Annotated in this window: 10 protein-coding genes, 2 rRNA genes and 1 pseudogene (1 of these 13 running past the window's edge); 9 read left to right on the forward strand and 4 right to left on the reverse strand. The window is 59.4% G+C overall.

From position 1 onward, the window contains the following. The 6 genes and pseudogenes from MME58_RS03060 to MME58_RS03085 all read left to right on the forward strand — a co-directional run. Positions 1-732: ribosomal RNA gene (locus MME58_RS03060) — 23S ribosomal RNA — on the forward strand (it extends 2,162 nt beyond the left edge of the window). A gap of 149 nt (positions 733-881) precedes the next feature. Then, positions 882-997: ribosomal RNA gene (gene rrf, locus MME58_RS03065) — 5S ribosomal RNA — on the forward strand. A gap of 195 nt (positions 998-1,192) precedes the next feature. Then, positions 1,193-4,669 (forward strand): exodeoxyribonuclease V subunit gamma, encoded by a 3,477-nt coding sequence (gene recC, locus MME58_RS03070; protein WP_055005164.1) that lies wholly within the window; start codon positions 1,193-1,195, stop codon positions 4,667-4,669. Further along, positions 4,666-8,358, forward strand: a complete 3,693-nt coding sequence (recB, locus tag MME58_RS03075; protein ID WP_055005165.1) for an exodeoxyribonuclease V subunit beta — start codon at positions 4,666-4,668, stop codon at positions 8,356-8,358. The genes recC and recB overlap by 4 nt, the downstream gene beginning before the upstream one ends. Beyond that, a complete protein-coding gene (recD, locus tag MME58_RS03080; RefSeq protein WP_055005166.1) occupies positions 8,355-10,448 on the forward strand; it encodes an exodeoxyribonuclease V subunit alpha in 2,094 nt (697 codons plus the stop codon). The genes recB and recD overlap by 4 nt, the downstream gene beginning before the upstream one ends. Positions 10,449-10,588: 140 nt before the next feature. Beyond that, positions 10,589-10,843 (forward strand): annotated as a pseudogene (locus MME58_RS03085) (NUDIX hydrolase); the annotation flags it as partial. 195 nt (positions 10,844-11,038) lie between these two features. Here the strand turns inward: MME58_RS03085 and MME58_RS03090 are convergent. The 3 genes from MME58_RS03090 to MME58_RS03100 all read right to left on the reverse strand — a co-directional run bounded on the left by MME58_RS03090 (position 11,039) and on the right by MME58_RS03100 (position 13,803). Next, positions 11,039-11,467, reverse strand: coding sequence for a hypothetical protein (locus MME58_RS03090; RefSeq protein ID WP_233590916.1), 429 nt, complete (start codon positions 11,465-11,467; stop codon positions 11,039-11,041). Beyond that, positions 11,442-12,611 (reverse strand): polymorphic toxin type 44 domain-containing protein, encoded by a 1,170-nt coding sequence (locus tag MME58_RS03095; protein WP_055005167.1) that lies wholly within the window; start codon positions 12,609-12,611, stop codon positions 11,442-11,444. Before MME58_RS03095 ends, MME58_RS03090 begins: the two co-directional genes overlap by 26 nt. 247 nt (positions 12,612-12,858) lie before the next feature. Continuing rightward, positions 12,859-13,803, reverse strand: a complete 945-nt coding sequence (locus tag MME58_RS03100) for a LysR family transcriptional regulator (protein ID WP_055005168.1) — start codon at positions 13,801-13,803, stop codon at positions 12,859-12,861. Positions 13,804-13,961: 158 nt separating this feature from the next. On the opposite strand from MME58_RS03100, the gene MME58_RS03105 reads away from it, so the two are divergent. The 3 genes from MME58_RS03105 (at position 13,962) to MME58_RS03115 (ending at position 18,493) form a co-directional block, all read left to right on the forward strand. After that, positions 13,962-15,488 carry a CoA-acylating methylmalonate-semialdehyde dehydrogenase gene (locus MME58_RS03105; protein ID WP_055005169.1) on the forward strand — a complete coding sequence of 509 codons (1,527 nt, stop codon included), beginning with the start codon at positions 13,962-13,964 and terminating at the stop codon, positions 15,486-15,488. A gap of 29 nt (positions 15,489-15,517) precedes the next feature. Continuing rightward, positions 15,518-16,408 (forward strand): 3-hydroxyisobutyrate dehydrogenase, encoded by an 891-nt coding sequence (mmsB, locus tag MME58_RS03110; protein ID WP_055005170.1) that lies wholly within the window; start codon positions 15,518-15,520, stop codon positions 16,406-16,408. 114 nt (positions 16,409-16,522) lie between these two features. After that, positions 16,523-18,493 (forward strand): TonB-dependent receptor domain-containing protein, encoded by a 1,971-nt coding sequence (locus MME58_RS03115; protein ID WP_055005171.1) that lies wholly within the window; start codon positions 16,523-16,525, stop codon positions 18,491-18,493. A gap of 152 nt (positions 18,494-18,645) precedes the next feature. Here MME58_RS03115 and MME58_RS03120 read toward each other — a convergent pair whose 3' ends face one another. Next, the gene (locus MME58_RS03120) at positions 18,646-19,980 is read right to left on the reverse strand and encodes an ATP-binding protein (protein WP_055005172.1); all 1,335 of its coding nucleotides are present in this window, start codon (positions 19,978-19,980) and stop codon (positions 18,646-18,648) included. Positions 19,981-19,998 lie beyond the last annotated feature (18 nt).

Genomic DNA, 19,998 nt, shown 5'->3' on the forward strand with positions numbered 1-19,998 from the left:
ACCACCCTGGCAACTTTGAGGTTCTAACTCAGGTCCGTTATCCGGATCGAGGACAGTGTATGGTGGGTAGTTTGACTGGGGCGGTCTCCTCCTAAAGAGTAACGGAGGAGTACGAAGGTGCGCTCAGACCGGTCGGAAATCGGTCGTAGAGTATAAAGGCAAAAGCGCGCTTGACTGCGAGACAGACACGTCGAGCAGGTACGAAAGTAGGTCTTAGTGATCCGGTGGTTCTGTATGGAAGGGCCATCGCTCAACGGATAAAAGGTACTCCGGGGATAACAGGCTGATACCGCCCAAGAGTTCATATCGACGGCGGTGTTTGGCACCTCGATGTCGGCTCATCACATCCTGGGGCTGAAGCCGGTCCCAAGGGTATGGCTGTTCGCCATTTAAAGTGGTACGCGAGCTGGGTTTAGAACGTCGTGAGACAGTTCGGTCCCTATCTGCCGTGGACGTTTGAGATTTGAGAGGGGCTGCTCCTAGTACGAGAGGACCGGAGTGGACGAACCTCTGGTGTTCCGGTTGTCACGCCAGTGGCATTGCCGGGTAGCTATGTTCGGAAAAGATAACCGCTGAAAGCATCTAAGCGGGAAACTTGCCTCAAGATGAGATCTCACTGGAACCTTGAGTTCCCTGAAGGGCCGTCGAAGACTACGACGTTGATAGGTTGGGTGTGTAAGCGCTGTGAGGCGTTGAGCTAACCAATACTAATTGCCCGTGAGGCTTGACCATATAACACCCAAGCAATCTGCGTGAGATGAGCAGATTGCGGTGACTGTGAAGATGACACGAACCGAAGGTTTGCGATCACGAACGCACCGAGCTATCACATACCCGATTTGCTGAAGCGCGCCGCAAGGCACGATTCGGTACCCGAATTTCTTGACGACCATAGAGCATTGGAACCACCTGATCCCATCCCGAACTCAGTAGTGAAACGATGTATCGCCGATGGTAGTGTGGGGTTTCCCCATGTGAGAGTAGGTCATCGTCAAGATTGAATTCCAAAACCCCATCTGCTCACGCAGATGGGGTTTTGTCTTTCTGGGGTTTCAATACATGCCTGTATTCTCCTGAACGGCTAACGCCGTACATCTCCGGCAGTCATTCAAACCAACATGCTTATGGCAATCCAGCGCGCTTGCCCTTATGGTTCGGCATCAGGTTCCACGTACCCGTCAAGGAAGCAAGCATGTCCGTTACAACCTCTCTGAGCGCAGGTTTCATGGTGGTTCAAGGCAACCGCCCGGATGAACTGCGTAGCCTGGTTGTGTCGTGGATGCGACGTTATCCATTGTCTCCCCTGGAAAACGAGATTGCGCTTGTCCAGAGCAATGGGATTGCGCAATGGTTGAAACTGGCATTGGCCGAAGATGCTCAAGATGAAGATAGCGGCGGCTGTGGTATCGCTGCTGCCATAGATGTCCAGTTGCCCGGTAGCTTCATGTGGACGCTGTATCGCATGGTGCTGGGTGCAGATGAGATTCCTCAGACCTCCTTACTCGACAAGACTCCACTGACCTGGCGTCTGATGCGCCTGCTGCCTTCGCTGATCAATCAGCCGCACTTCGAGCCTTTGCAGCGCTTCCTGACTGACGACACTGATCTGCGCAAACGCTATCAATTGTCCGAACGTCTGTCCGACCTGTTCGATCAGTACCAGGTTTACCGTGCCGACTGGCTGGAAGACTGGGCTGCCGGTCGCCATCAACTGCGCGACGGACGTGGCCAGTCCAGGCCGCTGTCAGCTGCCAATTGCTGGCAAGCTGAACTGTGGCGTGCGCTGTTGGAGGATGTCGGTGCCAAAGGCATGTCGCAGAGCCGGGCCGGTGTGCATCAGCGCTTCATCGAGCGTATCGCCAACATGACCGAAGCGCCTGCCGGCTTGCCAGCGCGCGTCATCGTCTTCGGTATTTCGTCGCTGCCAGCACAAGCACTCGAGGCATTGGCGGGTCTGGCGAAATTCAGTCAGGTATTGCTCTGTGTTCACAACCCGTGCCGCCACCACTGGGCTGACATCGTCGCCGACAAAGACCTGCTGCGTCACCAGTACAAACGCCAGGCGCGCAAGACCGGAATGCCGATTGTCCTCGACCCTCAAGCGCTTCATCAGCATGCTCACCCGCTACTCGCTGCCTGGGGCAAGCAGGGCCGCGATTACATCAATCTGCTGGACAGCCATGATGATCCGCGCAGCTACCGCTCCTCATTCAAGGACGAGCGAATTGATCTGTTCAGCGAAGCCGAGCCCACCAATCTGCTGAACCAGTTGCAGGACGATATTCTTGAGCTGCGCCCGCTTGATGAAACCCGTGAGCTCTGGCCTGCGGTCGATCCGCTTGAAGACCGATCTGTCCGCTTCCATGTCGCGCACAGTGCGCAACGCGAAGTGGAAGTGCTTCATGACCAGCTATTGGCGAGATTCAGCAAAGACCCTGACCTGCGCCCGCGTGACGTGATCGTCATGGTCCCGGATATCGACAGCTACGCCCCGCATATACGGGCGGTTTTCGGACAGATCGAGCGCGAGGACCGCCGGTTCATTCCTTTCACCCTGGCTGATCAGGGCCAACGTGGCCGCGAACCGCTGCTGATTGCCGTCGAACACCTGCTCAAACTCCCGGACAGCCGCTTTCCGGTCAGCGAAATTCTTGACCTGCTGGACGTCCCTGCCTTGCGAGCGCGCTTCAGGATTCAAGAGCGCGATTTGCCTACGCTGCACCGCTGGATAGAAGGGGCGGGCATCCGCTGGGGGCTCAACGCGCAACAGCGTGCTGGCCTGGGGCTGCCTGATGCTCTGGAGCAGAACAGCTGGCATTTCGGTCTGCGTCGAATGTTGCTGGGGTATGCCGTGGGGGCAGGCGCAGCTTACGACGGCATCGAGCCTTACGACGAGATTGGCGGGCTCGATGCCGCGCTGATAGGCCCGCTGGTAGCGTTGATTGATGCGCTTCAGGTCGCCCATACGGAGTTATCGACACCTGCAACGCCGGAAGTCTGGGGAGCACGTCTGCAATCGCTGTTGCAATTGTTCTTTCTTGCGGACAGCGAGCATGATGACTACCTGCTTGCACAGCTCGAAACGCTGCGCGAGAACTGGCTGGATACCTGTGCAACGGTCACGTTGATCGATGAGCTGCCACTGACCGTCGTGCGTGAGGCCTGGCTGGCCGGGCTTGATCAAGGCCGACTGTCCCAGCGCTTTCTGGCGGGCTCGGTCAACTTCTGCACGCTGATGCCCATGCGTGCCATCCCCTTTAAAGTGGTCTGCCTGCTGGGCATGAACGACGGCGATTACCCGCGCGCGCAGCCGCCGCTGGATTTCGACCTGATGGGCAGTGACTATCGCCCCGGAGACCGTTCCCGGCGTGAGGACGATCGCTACCTGTTGCTTGAAGCACTGCTCTCGGCCAGAGATCAGCTCTATATCAGTTGGGTTGGCCACAGCATTCGCGACAACAGCGAACGCCCTGCGTCGGTGCTCATTGGCCAACTGCGCGATCACCTGGCCAGTGGTTGGCGGCTTGCGAGCGAGACCGGTCCGGACGACAGCCAGGATAGTGGCGAGCGCTTGTTGCAAGCCTTGACCGTGGATCACCCGTTACAGCCCTTCAGCGCCAATTACTTCCACGCAGGCACAGGTTATTTCAGCTTCGCCCGCGAGTGGCGCCTGCTGCATGAAACGGATCTCCAGGTGCCCGTGCCTCAAGCGCTTCTTCCTCATCAACAGGAAGAGCCCTTGTCCATTGCACAATTGCAGGATTTCCTGAGGAACCCGGTAAAGCATTTTTTCAGTCAGCGCCTGAAGATCTATTTCGAAGTTGCCGAAGCCCCGCTCGCCGATGAAGAACCCTTCGTGCTTGATGCGCTTGAGCGTTACGGTCTCAGTGAAAGCCTGCTCAGCGCAGCCATGGTGTGCCCTGACGATATTGAGACTGCCCTGCAAACTCAGGCATTGAAACTCCAAGCCAGCGGGCTGCTGCCGCTTGCGGGATTCGGCACTCTGATGCAGAACGAACTGATCGAACCGTTGCCGGACGTACTCAAGCGCTACCACGATCTGCTGACGCTGTGGCCCGACACACTGAGCAGCGCATTGCCGATCAGCTTTAGTCATGCCGGTGTGAGCATTGACGGCTGGCTGGGCGGGCTGCACCGCAACGCCGATGGTGAGCTACTGCTGGTCACGGCGATTCCAAACAGCATCGGTTCGAAAAAGACCCGTAAGTGGCATCGACTGATTCGGCCCTGGGTGAATCATCTGGTGGCCTGCGCCTGTGAACTGCCGTTGCACACGGCGCTGGTCGCCAGTGATGAAACCCTGATGCTTGATCCATTGGACAAGGATGCAGCCATTACCACACTGAATCACGTGCTGATGGCCTGGCTGCGCGGCATGCAGGAGCCGCTGCCCGTCGCTGTCAAAACCGCATTTGCCTGGCTGGGCCAGCCCGCCGACAAAGCCGAGGCGGCGGCCCGCAAGGCTTATGAAGGTGACGGGCAGACCACCGATGGCGAGCGTCGCGAAAGCACGGCACTGGCCCGACAGTTTCCGGACTTCGACGCACTGCTGGACAGTGAAGAATTTGCAGGCTGGTGCGAGACCCTCTACAAGCCGATTTACGACGCTCCCTGGCAATCGCTGTCGGGCGGGGAGGGCAGTGCATGAACGAACAATCCCTTCCTCTCGCGCTACGCTTTCCGCTGCGCGGCAGCCAGTTGATCGAGGCCAGCGCCGGGACCGGAAAGACCTTCACCATCTCCGCCTTGTACCTGCGTCTGGTGCTCGGCCACGGCACCGAGCGGTCGGGCTTCGGTCGCGAACTTCTGCCGCCGCAGATCCTCGTGGTGACCTTTACCGACGCTGCCACCAAGGAATTGCGTGACAGGATTCGTACCCGGCTGGCGGAGGCTGCGCGGTTCTTTCGTGACGAGGTCGCTGCACCCGATAGTCTGATCGCCGAGCTGCGCGAACAGTTCGAAGCGTCGCTATGGCCGGCCTGTGCCAGCCGTCTGGACATCGCCGCACAGTGGATGGACGAGGCCGCGGTTTCGACCATCCACAGTTGGTGCCAGCGCATGTTGCGCGAGCACGCATTCGACAGCGGCAGCCTGTTCACTCAGACGCTGGAAACCGATCACAGCGACTTGCTCGGTGAAGTCCTGCGCGATTACTGGCGACGCTTCTGCTATCCCATGAGCGGCGATGCGTTGACCTGGGTGCGGGAAAATCTCAGCGGTCCGGCAGCTTTGTTACCGCGTGTGCGAGGGTTGTTCGGGCGCGATCGCAGCCCACTTGGCCAAGAGCCGGCGGAACTGATCGAGGCGTCACTGCAGGAGCGCCGAGCTGCGCTTGCAGCCCTGAAAGCACCTTGGGTCGTCTGGGCTGACGAGCTGTATGCCATCTGCCTGGACGCTGTAGCCCGTAAAGCGGTCGATGGCCGGAAAATGCAGGAGCGCTACTTCAAACCCTGGTTTGAAAAGCTTGCCGCCTGGGCCGCTGACGACACTCAGGAAGCACTGGACTTGGGCACCGGCTTCACTCGCCTGACCCCGGAAGGCGTTGCCGAAGCCTGGAAAGGCGACCCGCCTGTGCACCCGGCTTTCGAGGCCATGGCACAGCTGAAAACTGCGCTCGACGGCTTGCCTGAACCGGACGCTGCCGTGTTGCAACATGCGGCGCAGTGGGTCAGCGCCCGTTTTGAAGAAGAGAAGCGTCGTCGCGCCGAGATGGGCTTTGATGACATGCTGCTCAGGCTTGACGCGGCCCTGCATGGCGCTGGCGGCGAGCGTCTGGCCACGCTGATTCGCGAGCAGTTTCCGGTGGCGTTGATCGACGAATTTCAGGACACCGATCCTGTGCAGTACCGGATCTTCGACAGCATCTATCGCCTTGAATGCAATGACGAGCAGACCGGGCTGTTCCTGATCGGCGACCCGAAGCAGGCAATCTATGCATTTCGCGGTGCCGATATCTACACCTACCTGCGCGCCCGGCAGGCCACCCACGGTCGTTGGCACACGCTGGACACCAACTATCGTTCCAGTCATGCGATGGTCGAGTCGGTCAACCATGTGTTTACGCAGGCAGAGCAGCGTGAGCAAGGGCGCGGAGCGTTCCTGTTTCGTGATGACCAAGGCAATCAGGTGCCGTTTTCCGATGCGCTGGCTCAGGGGCGCAAAGAGACACTGGAAGTCGATGGCGCGCCACTGACTGCGCTGACGGTCTGGCATCTGGAGAGCGACCAGCCGGTGTCAGGCGTCATTTATCGGCAACAATTGGCGGCCAGTTGCGCCAGCGAGATTGTGCGCCTGCTCAACGCCGGTCAACGGGGCCGCGCCGGTTTCGTCACGCCCGACAAACCACTGCGGGGGCTGCGTCCGGCCGACATTGCGATTCTGGTACGCGACGGCAAGGAAGCGCAGGCGGTGCGCCAGCAACTGACCGCGCGTGGAGTGCGCAGCGTTTACCTGTCGGACAAGGATTCGGTGTTCGCCGCTCAGGAAGCCCATGACCTGTTGGCCTGGCTAAAAGCCTGTGCCGAGCCGGACTCAGAGCGCACGCTGCGTGCCGCACTGGCCTGCATCACTCTGGACCTGCCGTTGGCCGAGCTGGAGCGTCTGAATCAGGACGAACTGGCGTGGGAGCAGCGCGTCATGCAGTTTCGTGGCTACCGTGCCATATGGCGCAGCCAGGGTGTGCTGCCGATGCTGCGCCGCTTGCTGCACGACTTTGCCCTGCCACAGACATTGATGACGCGCACCGACGGCGAGCGAGTCCTGACCAACCTGCTGCACCTGTCTGAGCTGCTGCAACAGGCCGCCGCCGAACTGGACGGCGAACAGGCGCTGATTCGTCATCTGGGTGACCACCTGGCACTCTCGGGGCAGGCTGGCGAAGAACAGATCCTGCGTCTGGAAAGCGATGAGCAATTGGTCAAAGTGGTGACCATCCACAAGTCCAAGGGCCTGCAATATCCGCTGGTTTTCCTGCCGTTCATTTGCTCCTCGAAGCCCGTGGATGGCAGTCGCCTGCCACTGCAGTTTCATGACGCCGACGGCAAGTCCCAGATCAGCCTGCAGCCCACCGAAGCGCTGATCCAGCAAGCCGATGACGAACGTCTGGCCGAAGACCTGCGTTTGCTCTATGTCGCCCTGACCCGTTCGGAACATGCCTGCTGGCTGGGCGTCGCCGACCTCAAGCGCGGCAATGCCAACAGCTCGATGCTGCACCGTTCGGCGCTGGGTTACTTACTGGGTGGCGGCCTAGCGCTGAACGAGTCTGCAGAGCTGAAAGTCTGGCTGCGTGAGCTGGCCCACAATTGTGGCGCGATTGCCTTGCAGCCTGTTCCCGAGCCCACTGACGAACGCTTCAGCGCGCCACGCAACGAAGCCGCACTGGTCAAGCTGCTGGTGCCCAAGCGCCGCGCTGCCGAGAACTGGTGGATCGCGTCCTACAGTGCCCTGCGTATCGGCGACACGCTAACGACAGGTGCCGATGAATCACCTGACAGCCCGCAGGCACAGAAACTGTTCGACGATGAGCGTCTGGACCCTGATGCCCCGCGTGACCTCCTGACCAGCGGCGGCGATATCCATCGTTTTCCTCGGGGACCAAACCCGGGTACCTTTCTGCACGGGCTGCTGGAGTGGGCGGGCAACGACGGTTTTGCACTAACCGCACACAACCCTGAACTGATAAGAGACGCCGTTGCACGTCGCTGTAACCGTCGTGGCTGGTCGGGCTGGATCGAAACCCTGAGCGAGTGGCTGCAACACATGCTGAACATGCCGCTGCGTCTGTCAGCGGATGCCACGCCGGTTGCGCTAGGCGAACTGGATCAGCCCAATCAGTACCGTGTGGAGATGGAGTTCTGGTTCGCCAGCAACAACGTCAACGTGGCACACATGGATGCCCTCGTGCGCCGTTTCACCCACGACAACGCGCCGCGTGCTGCGACCGAGACGATCTCGCTCAACGGCATGTTCAAAGGCTTCATCGACCTTACGTTTGAGCATGAGGGCCGTTATTACGTGGCCGATTACAAGTCCAACTGGCTGGGTACTGATGACACTGCGTATACCGGGCAGGCGATGGAAGCCGCCATTCTCGACAACCGCTACGACCTGCAATACGTCCTGTACCTGCTGGCGTTGCATCGTCAACTCAAGGCGCGGATGGCCGACTATGATTACGATCAGCACATGGGCGGCGCGCTGTACCTGTTCCTGCGCGGCAGTCGCTCGGCGTCTCAAGGCGCGTACTTCACCCGTCCGCCACGCGAACTGATCGAGAGCCTGGATCTGCTGTTTCAGGGCAAACCGTTCGCGCATGACTTGCCGGGAGCATCGGCATGAGCCGCTCGTTCGATGATCTGTTGCCGACTGCGCTGGACGACATCAGTCTCGCCGATTCAAGCCCGCTGACGCGTGTTGGCGACCTGTTGATTCTGCTGGAGCGCTGGGTCGAGCGCGGCTGGTTGCGTGCGCTGGACAAGGCATTCGTTGCGTTTCTCAGTGATCTCGACCCACAGGCCGATCCCTTGGTGCTGGTGGCTGCGGCGTTGACCAGTCATCAACTCGGTCACGGCCATGTCTGTCTTGATCTGTACGAGACCCTGAAAGAGCCGGACTTTGCGCTGTCACTCCCGCCCGAAGGCGATCAGCAAAGCGCTCCGATGCTGCTGCCCTCGCAACTGCTGGCCGCGCTGGATGGTGCTGTGTGGTGCCAGGCGCTGGCACGCAGCGTGCTGGTCGCCGAGGTCGGAGACTCGAGTGCCGAGGCGCAGCAAAAACCGTTGGTGCTGGCCGAGCGGCGTCTGTACCTGCGCCGCTACTGGACTTACGAGCGGCGTATTGCCGCGTCCTTGCGTCAACGACTGGCCCGCAGCGAAGCAACGCCGGAGGATCTGCCTCAGCGACTCGACGCATTGTTCGGCTTGGCCGACGCCGCGCCGCAAGCCGTCATCGACTGGCAGAAACTTGCCTGTGCACTGGCGACCCGTAAGGGTTTCAGCATCATCACCGGCGGCCCCGGCACCGGCAAGACCACGACCGTGGTGCGCCTGCTGGCGTTGTTGCAAGCCCCGGCGGTGCAGAGTGGCCAGCCGCTGCGCATCCGCCTGGCCGCACCCACCGGCAAGGCAGCCGCACGCCTGACCGAGTCCATCAGCCAACAGGTGCAGAGCCTGGAGGTCAGCAACGACGTACGGCAGAAAATCCCCAGCGAAGTGACCACCGTCCACCGCCTGCTGGGCAGTCGCCCCGGTACCCGGCATTTCCGCCACCATGCAGGCAATTTACTGCCGCTGGATGTATTGGTGGTCGATGAAGCGTCCATGATCGACCTGGAAATGATGGCCAACCTGCTCGACGCATTGCCGCCGCATGCACGCATGGTTCTGCTGGGCGACAAGGACCAGTTGGCCTCTGTCGAAGCAGGTGCCGTGCTGGGCGATTTGTGTCGCGACGCCGAAGAGGGGTTCTACAGCCCTGAAACCCAGGCGTGGCTTGAAGCGGTCAGCGGCGAAGACCTCAGCAAGGGCATGTTGCGCCAAGGCGACGCGCAGCATCATCCGTTGGCGCAGCAAGTGGTCATGCTGCGTCACTCGCGCCGCTTCGGAGAAGGGAGCGGCATCGGCCGGCTGGCCCGGCTGGTTAACCAGCAGCAAGAGCAACAGGCCCGCGCACTGCTTGCGGCGGGGAGTCACGACGATCTGTTCGCCCTGGCGCTGAAGGGCGAGCAGGACCTCAAATTCGAACGCCTCGTGCTTGACGGTCTTGGCCGAGGCGAGCAAGGCCCGCAGGGTTACCGGCACTACCTGAATATACTGGCCGCCGGGCGGCCCGCCGATGATTCGGCACTTGATGACGAGTGCTGGACCCGATGGGCGCGCTCGGTACTCAGCGCCTTCGACGCCTTTCAACTGCTGTGCGCCGTGCGCAAAGGTCCGTGGGGCGTGGAAGGCCTGAACCAGCGCATCACTCACGCGCTGTTCAGCGCAAAGCTGATCGAAAGCGAACAGCAATGGTACGAAGGCCGTCCGGTGCTAATGACCCACAACGACTATGGCCTGGGCCTGATGAACGGCGACATCGGCATCACCTTGCGCCTGCCCGAGCGCGACGGCGAGGGCAAACACGTATTGCGCGTCGCCTTCCCCCGCAACGACGGCAGCGATGGCGTACGCTTCGTCCTGCCTAGCCGCCTTAATGAGGTAGAAACCGTGTACGCCATGACTGTGCACAAATCCCAGGGCTCGGAATTCGCCCACACCGCACTGATCCTGCCCGAAGCGCTCAACCCGGTCTTGACCAAAGAGCTCATCTACACCGGCATCACCCGCGCCAAACACTGGTTCAGCCTGATCGAACCGCGTCAGGGAATCTTCGAAGAAGCCCTGCGCCGCAAGGTCAAACGCCTGAGTGGGTTGATGTTGGGGCTTTGATCATGTCCAGGCTGTCCGGCGATTCTCTACCGGGCGGTACAGATACGAGGTCTAGCGTCATGAACCCTATGTTCTTCAACCGGGCTCAAGGGGCAACTGAAAAGGCCAGGGTGTAACTGCATGACGGCGGGACTTCAATGGGCAGCGTGGAGCCAGGCGAGTCAACGTGCGCGGCTGCTGTGCCAGAGTCAATGGAGGAGGCCGGGAACCAAGCGACAGCAAAGCGAAGTTTGGGTAGGTGGCACTCCACCATGACGGGATATATCTGGGCATTTCATGAGTGTCATGTGGCTCAAGACCTTCCCGATAGCCGGGTGCATTTTGTATAGGATGATGGAGGACACGATTTCAGATTTTTCTGGCACCCGCTGATGAATGAGCCGTCTGACAGGTGACACCAGATTTTCAAGGACGCCTTGAGCTTTCTCAGGGAGAGCCTTGCCTGAATCTGGGTATGGATCAGCTCTTCTTGGCGGTACTGCAAGCACTTCGTCCATGACCATCTTTGCAGGGACGCTTCCTTCAGGATGTCGTCCGCGTTCTACTTGGGGGGGGTAATGGGTGTACTTTGGTGCTGCTGGTAGGGCACCTTAGGACCGAAAAGGGTCAGGTTCCCCGGCACACTGTTTTAAACGAGCGATAACATCATGGTCAGTCGCAACAGTGTCGATTCGACCTTTATCATCAAGATAAATGTCTATCATCCGCCCCCATTTCGGCGTTACGTAGAAACACCTCTGAAATCCCTTATCGGTCCACCAGTCGAACCTCATGAAGAAGTCTTTATCAGGGAAGATTTGGCCCCACTCCACCGCTGAGCCGCCACCTGCGGGAATATTACCCTTATAGATTTGATGCTGAGTGTTCCAGATGTACCGAAACTCGTTTTTTCCTTCATGAGAAAAATTTACTGCCACGACTGGAGAAGCCAAGTACCAAAAGGCAATTGGGCCGACCAATAGGCCAACAAGCAGCCAACGGCCATACCCGGTTTTAGTTTTGCTTGCATTTGTGTTCACGGATGCCTTTTCCCCATGCTTCAGGTTCTATTGCAAGAACTTCCTTCATTACCATTTGTGGCGTAATTCCACCGGTGGGATTTTGGCTGAACAGCTTGATCCCAATGCCAATCGAAATCCGGTCTGGGGCGTCGTCCCATGCACGGAGTCCATCAATGTCGGCCGAGCGATTAGGCCCCGGAAGTTTTCTTTCCTCTTTCGGTTTCTGAAGGACCTCGACTGCTTTCCTGAGTGTGTCTGAAACGATCTGCTCAGCACCTGCGCCATCCAAAAGGATGCTTTCGGAAAGCCCACCAGCTCGCCCGACGTATCCATAGTGAATGTTCGACCAGATATCATAGAAGTAATCGTAATCGCCCTGTTTTTGGTAGACGACGCCATTGTATTTCGTGGCGAGTATCGGCTTGTGGTCCCACGGGCGATTCTGACCAACACGTTCCGCCCAGATAGCAAAAGCCTTTGCTTGCATACCGGCCGCCATGCTGTAGAAATCCGGCCCGGGACCAAGGCGCAAGTAAAATGGAAGCGCCTCATACTCCTTCATCTTTGCCGCCGCATCGAAGCTATTGAGGTCTCTCATCTGTCGAACTTCTGGACTATTGATGTTCGCGTTTATCTCGCCAGCAATATAAGTCGCCAGCTCCTCCATCCTGTCAGGGTCTCTGCAAACGACAGGTTCCGCTTTTGACTCAGGCCCCGCATCTGAGGCCTTCCCGGCAGCCTTGGGGTCTACAAAAGCGTCCGCTGCCAAAGCTTTCTCCGTGAGCTTCGGGTCAGCCAGCAAGGTCGCCATCTTCTCATTGTCCACGGAACCGTCTGGCCGGAAGGCCCCCAGCGCCATGACGTTGATAATGGTCGCGCCACCAGCATCACCCATGACGAAGCCGCCACCAACATTGCCTGAGCCCGTGATGATCGTCCCGCCGTGACTGGTGGGGCTCCCCAAGTGGGCCATAGGACGGCCGTTCACCAGAATGGCAGGAAAGCCTGTAGTGATCACCGCACCACACCCGCAGGTATCACCCACACGTGCTGCGCCCATGCCGTTGATGTTGACGTCACCGGATGCAGAATCGATAGGTGTTGTAGCGAGACCCGGCAATGGGCAGGCGTGCCTGTCGCCCAATCGAGCTGAAGAAATCATTGCATGCCGTCCCTGCGTTTCTGATACGTAGACGCCAACCAGCGTTTAGTTGACGCGTGGCAGGCTACCGGAAGCGTGAAAGTCGATATGTAGGGGAAATCTCAATTTTGCGCAGGACCTTGAGAATCTGATCGAAAGGTCGGGGTGACCTCAATGGGAGCGAACTAGCATCAGTGTCACAAACTGTCGGCCAACTCCGGTCTGCCCCACTACTATGCGGCCACCTGATTCCTTGAAAAAACTGTGATTACAGGAAGCGAATAGCGCGGTTTTCCCCCAACAAAAACCCCTTGTTCAACTCCGTTACCTCCCGAATGTAATCCCACAGCAACGTAATCCGCTTCAACTTGCGCAAGTCCTCCCGGCAGTACATCCAGAATTGCCGTTTGATGTTCACTTCATCCGGTAGCACCGGCAGCAACCTCGGGTCCTGGGCTGCGAGGAAGCACGGCAGGATCGCCAGTGCGCGGCCCTGCAGGGCGGCGGTGTATTGGGCTATGACGCTGGTGCTGCGCAGTTGTGCCTGGGCGTTGGGCAGCAGGTTGATCAGGTACAGCAGCTCGGAGCTGAACGCCAGGTCGTCGACGTAGCTGACGAAGACGTGTTCGCTCAGGTCCGCTTTGTGCTGGATGGGCGGGTGGCTGTCCAGGTATGCCTGGGTGGCATACACACGCAGGCTGTAATCGCAGAGTTTGCAGCACACGTAGGGGCCATGTTCCGGGCGTTCCAGAGCGATGACGAGATCGGCCTCGCGTTTCGACAGGCTGATGAAGTGCGGCAGCGGCAGAATGTCCAGCGAGATGCTCGGGTAACGGTCGAGAAAGTGGCTCAGTTGCGGGGTAATGAAAAAGCTGCCGAAGCCTTCGGTGCAGCCTATGCGGATATGCCCGGATAACGCCACGCTGGACCCGGAAACCTGCTCGCAGGCCATGTGCAGTGTGCTTTCGATGGACTCGGCGTAGCCCAGCAGGCGTTGGCCTTCGGCGGTCATGACGAAACCGTTATTGCGCGATTTTTCGAACAGCAGTGTGCCGAGCGAGGTTTCCAGCGAATTGATGCGTCGCGACACGGTGGTGTAGTCGACGGCCAGACGCCGGGCAGCGCTGCTGACTTTTCGGGTGCGTGCCACTTCAAGGAAAAACTTCAGGTCATCCCAGTTCAACAGCCCAAGGGAGGTGATGTTTTTTTGCATGTTGACCCTGCTTTTATCTGCATTCTTGTTAGAAGTTTGCACATCTATACTCCAAAGCACGCCCCCTGACCAACTCAAAAACAAGACTGTCGGCAGACCGTGGCTATCCATCGGCATACGCGCTGGATGCACGATCTGTCGAAGGGAGAACCGTTGAAATGAATGCCTCACTGAACGACACCACGACCTCGATTGCCCGCGCGAAACTGCTGATCAACGGTGAGTGGATTGACTCGCAAAGCCACGAATGGCAAGACATCGTCAACCCGGCGACTCAGGAGATCCTCGCTCGGGTGCCATTCGCCACGCCCGCTGAAGTCGACGCTGCCGTTGCTGCGGCTGTCACGGCTTATCGAACCTGGCGGGAAACGCCAATCGGTGTGCGGATGCGCATCATGCTCACATTACAGGCGCTGATTCGCGAGCACTCCAGACGTATCGCGTCAGTGTTGAGCGCCGAGCAAGGCAAGACACTGGCCGATGCCGAGGGCGATATCTTTCGCGGTCTTGAAGTGGTCGAGCACGCCTGTTCTATCGGTACGCTGCAAATGGGCGAGTTTGCCGAGAACGTTGCCGGTGGCGTTGATACTTATACTTTGCGCCAGCCCATAGGCGTATGCGCTGGGATCACGCCGTTCAACTTCCCGGCGATGATTCCGCTGTGGATGTTTCCGATGGCGATTGCCTGCGGAAATACCTTTGTCCTCAAGCCCTCTGAACAAGACCCGCTGTCGACCCTGTTGCTGGTCGAGCTGGCGATTGAGGCGGGCGTACCGGCCGGCGTGCTGAATGTGGTGCATGGCGGCAAGGAAGTGGTGGACGCGATCTGCACTCACAAGGACATCAAGGCGGTTTCCTTTGTCGGCTCGACTGCAGTCGGTACACATGTCTACGACCTTGCCGGTCGGCACGGCAAGCGTGTACAGGCAATGATGGGGGCGAAGAATCATGCCGTCGTGCTGCCTGATGCCAACCGCGAGCAAACGCTGAATGCGCTGGTGGGCGCGGGTTTTGGTGCGGCGGGCCAGCGCTGCATGGCGACCTCGGTGGTGGTGCTGGTTGGCGCGTCGAAACAGTGGCTGCCGGACCTCAAGGCGCGGGCGCAGGCACTCAAGGTCAATGCCGGTCAGGAACCGGATACCGATATCGGCCCGGTGATTTCCAGAAAAGCAAAGCAGCGCATTCTGGACCTGATCGAGAGCGGTGTGCGTGAAGGCGCGACGCTTGAGCTGGACGGTCGAGAGGTTTCGGTGCCGGGTTACGAGGGAGGTAACTTCGTAGGGCCGACGCTGTTCTCGGGCGTGACCACCGACATGCAGATCTACACTCAGGAAATTTTCGGTCCGGTGCTCGTGGTGCTGGAGGTCGATACCCTGGATGAGGCTATCGCACTGGTCAATGCCAACCCGTTCGGCAACGGCACCGGGCTGTTCACCCAGAGCGGCGCGGCGGCACGCAAGTTTCAAAGCGAGATTGATGTCGGGCAGGTCGGGATCAATATTCCGATTCCTGTGCCGGTGCCGTTTTTCAGTTTTACCGGCTCGCGGGGTTCCAAACTGGGCGATCTGGGGCCGTACGGCAAACAGGTGGTGCAGTTCTATACTCAGACCAAGACTGTGACCAGTCGCTGGTTCGATGACGACAGCGTGAACACCGGTGTGAACACTACGATCAATTTGCGCTGAACACGGCCAGCCGGGCCAGGAGAACAACAATGAACATCGCATTTATCGGTCTGGGCAATATGGGCGCGCCCATGGCCCGCAATCTGATCAGAGCCGGTCACGCCTTGCAGGTGTTCGACCTGAACAAGAGCGTACTGGCTGAATTCGCCGAGCTGGGTGCACAGGTCAGCGACTCGCCCGCACAGGCGGCCAAAGGCAGTGAGCTGGTCATCACCATGCTGCCCGCTGCGGCGCATGTGCGCAGCGTTTACCTGAATGAAGACGGCGTGCTGAAAGGCATCTCACCCGGCGTCCCGGCTGTTGATTGCAGCACTATCGACCCGCAGACCATTCGCGACATCGCGGCTATCGCCGCACAGCAAGACGTGGTGTTGGGCGATGCGCCGGTGTCTGGCGGCACCGGTGGTGCGCAGGCCGGGACGTTGACCTTCATGGTCGGCGGTTCGGTTGAGCACTTTGCCGTGCTCAAACCGCTGCTGGCGCAGATGGGCCGCAACATCGTGCATTGCGGCGACGTGGGCACCGGCCAGATCGCCAAGATCTGCAACAACATGCTGCTGGCGATCTCCATGATCGGTGTGGCCGAGTCCATGGCCTTGGGCAATGCGCTGGGTATCGATACCGAAGTGCTGGCCAGCATCATCAATACCTCGACTGGCCGCTGCTGGAGTTCCGAGGCGTACAACCCCTGGCCCGGCGTTGTCGAAACCGCGCCCGCTTCGCGAGGCTACAGCGGTGGCTTTGGTGCCGAACTGATGCTCAAGGACCTGGGGCTGGCAACCGAGGCTGCACGCGTTGCGGGTCAGCCGGTGATTCTTGGTGCGGTGGCGCAACAGTTGTACCAAGTCATGAGCCTGCAAGGCGATGGCGGCAAGGACTTCTCGGCGATTATCGAGGGGTATCGCCACAAGGCACTTTGATCGCGACGCTTGCGGGGCGGCAATGCCGCCCCAGAATGTTGTCACATCTTGTCCAACCTTCCTGAATGCAGATGCATACGATTCTCTTTTACTTGTGAATCGTAAGGAAGTTCCATGCATTCTCCTCTTCGTTTGCGGCCTGCAGCTGTGATGGTCAAACTCGCGCTGACCTGCATGGCATCAGGTCAGGTTTACGCTGCCGAGCAGGTGATCGAGCCCGCCAACGTGCTATCAATCGACGACGTTGTGGTGACGGCTTCCGGTTTCGAGCAGAACCTGGAGGATGCACCCGCCTCGATGACGGTCATTACCGGCGACGAACTGCGCAAGAAATCGTTTCGCGATCTCACCGATGCGCTGCGCGACGTTGAGGGTGTGACCGTCAACGGCGGTGCCAATGAAACCGACATTTCCATCCGCGGCATGCCTGCCGACTACACGCTGATCCTGGTCGATGGCAAACGTCAGAGTGCTCGCGAATCACGGGTCAACGGCAACAGTGGTTACGAACAGAGCTTTATTCCACCCGCCGAAGCCATCGAACGTGTCGAAGTCGTTCGTGGACCAATGTCGTCGTTGTACGGTTCGGATGCAATCGGCGGGGTGATCAACATCATCACGCGCAAGGTCACGCCGGAGTGGGGCGGTTCGGTCACTTACGATTATTCGGCACGCCAGCACAGTGATCAGGGTAATGCACGTCAGACCCAGTTCTTTCTCGGTGGCCCGATCAAGGAAGACATGCTCGGGCTACAGGTCTGGGGACGCTATCTGGACCGGCAGGCAGATGACAATGTCGAGCAAACCAACGGTTTCAGCAAGGCCGACCACCGCGATTTGACCGCTCGACTGTCGTTCACGCCGACCATTGACCACGACATCCTGCTGGAAGCCGGTGCCACGCGACTCAAGAACGGCGATGGCGTGAGCGCCAACTGGGCGACTCGCGAACAGGAAAACAACCGTGATCACTGGTCGGTTTCACACCAGGGCCGCTGGGGCTGGGCGACCTCGGACGTGTCTTTTGCGTACGAAAAATCCAGTCGTGAAGGTAAGGCCAGTGCGACACAGACCGACGTGCTAGGACGCAAGCCCGAGGTCGAAAACAAGGTGCTCGACGCCAAACTGGTCATGCCCACCGAACGCAACATCACCACCACCGGGCTGCAGTGGAACGACACCACCGTGACCGACTGGAATCAGGGGCTGGGTGACCGCAAGGACTATGAGTTCTCGGTTGTGCAAAAGGCGCTGTTCGCTGAAAACGAATGGTCTGTGACCGACACCTTCGCGCTGACTACCGGTCTGCGCATGGACCATCACGAACAGTATGGCGTGCATTTCAGCCCCAGGGTTTATGGCGTCTGGCGTGCCACCGATGACTGGACCATCAAAGGCGGCGTCGCGCGCGGCTTCAAGGCACCTGAAGTTCGTGCCGTAGTGCCGGGTTATTCGTATCTGCGCCGCAACCGGTTCGTGATGTTCGGCAACCCGGACCTCAAGCCGGAAACCAGCACCAACTACGAGTTGTCTGCGCTGTGGTCCAATCGCAACGACCTGTCGGCAGGCGCGACGGTGTTCTACAACGACTTCCAGGACAAACTCTCCACCGTCACCACCACCCAAGTGTGGAACGGCTTCATCGTCATGGACAGGGTCAATGTCGACAAGGCCGTCATCAAGGGCGTCGAGCTTAACGGCCGTTGGGACATCACATCGGCGGTTGCGATCAAGGGCAATTACACCTACACCGACTCGGAGCAGAAAAGCGGTGCCAACGCAGGGGCACCGCTGGCACTGACCCCGGAGCAGAAAGCCAATGTACGCGCAGAGTGGACCCTCAATGACCGCACCCAGCTGTGGGCCTCAACCAATTACTACGGCAAGGAATACGGCAACACCCTCACCGACGAGGCCGCGCCGGGCTACACCACAGCCGACTTCGGCGGCTCGTATGAACTGAGCAAAAACATCTCGCTCAACGCCGCCCTGTACAACGTGGCGGACAAGCGCCTGGATGATGAAACCTACGGCACCGTCAATTACGGTCGGACACTGTGGGCGAGCACGACCGTACGGTTTTGAGGCAGCACTTATCGTTCGTCATCGTTGAGATTATCGTTCCCTGCGCTCCAGCGTGTGAGCGCCTTGGTTGACGCTCTGCGTCACAAATCTGAGGCACAGCGCTGAGCGTAGAGTATTGCCACGCTAATCGTCAGCCAGCCTATCGCGAAGACTCAGCCCACCGGCAATCGCACCACGGCACACAATCCTGCTGGCGGACGGTTTTCCAGGGTGAGTTCGCCGCCGTGGGCCTGTACGCAGGCGCGGGCGATGGCCAGACCCAGACCGAGCCCACCACCTTGTGTGTGGTCTGCGCCGGTCTGGCTCAGTTGCACGAAGGGTTCGAATACCTGAGTCAGCCAGGCCTGTTCGATGCCTGGGCCGTGATCAAGAATCTCCAGCCGGATCTGCCCGTCAGGCTCTTTGCCGAGGCTGATCGTAGCGTCCCCTGCATGCTTCAGTGCGTTATCGATCAGGTTGGTCAGCGCACGTTTCAGCGCCAGAGGCCTGCAGCTGTAGCGAACCTCAACTGCGCTGTCGCGGGTGATCGGTTGTCCCATCGCCGCGTAACGCCTCGCCAGATCATCAAGCAGGGCAGTCAACGATATGTCGACAGTGGCTTCCTGCACCGCATCACCACGTACGAAATTCAATGTCTCGCGCACCATCGCACGCAGCTCATCGAGACTTTCCAGCATGTCATCGCGTGCCGGGCTGTCTTCGAGCAGCTCCATCTGCAGGCGCAATTCGGTGATCGGTGTGTTCAGGTCATGGCTGATGGCGGCCAGCATGCGCGTGCGGCCTTCGACATGACGGGCGATGCGTTCCTGCATGATGTTGAAGGCCATGGTCAGATCACGGGCTTCCTGCGGGCCGGACAGCGGCAGAGGCGGTATCCATTCGCCGCGACTGACACGCTCGGTCGCCTTCGCCAGTGTCTTGACCGGCTGCACGATGCGGCGCATGAAAAACACCACGATCAGCAATACCGGAATGGTGGTTACCGGCAGTGTGTAAGCAAGCATGCGCCCCCATTCGTAGCCGCCTGCCGGGTATTGAATCGCATTGAGGTACGCGCCGTTGAGCAGGTCGATGCTGGTGCGCAGACGCAACGGTGCCCACCCGGCGGCAACGAACACATGCTCGCGCGCCGGACCGCCACTGATCCGCTCAAGCTGCATGCCGATGCTAGTGTCGACGGGCAGCGTCAGACGCTTGCCAAGGTCGGCGATCAACCGGTGTTCTTCAGCGCGCATGTCCAGCGTATTGGCGACGGGATAAGCAGACACCCACAGCTCCGAATCGGACGTCTGCAACGCGGCCAGCAAGCGCGAAGCGTCCTCGGCCGGCATTCCCTGCGTAGCGTGGTAAGCGGTGATCAGCCGTTCGATGGCCAGCGTGCGCGACAGCGGATGAATCAACGCGCCGGTGCGTTGCAGATAGAGCATGGCGATGGCATTGGAGGCCAGCAAAGCCAGCAGCAATAATAGCGCCAGCTGGTGGGTCATGCGCCTGGGCCAGAAACG

The organism is Pseudomonas syringae pv. tagetis, from assembly GCF_022557255.1.
In the GTDB taxonomy this organism is placed as follows: Bacteria; Pseudomonadota; Gammaproteobacteria; order Pseudomonadales; family Pseudomonadaceae; genus Aquipseudomonas; species Aquipseudomonas caricapapayae.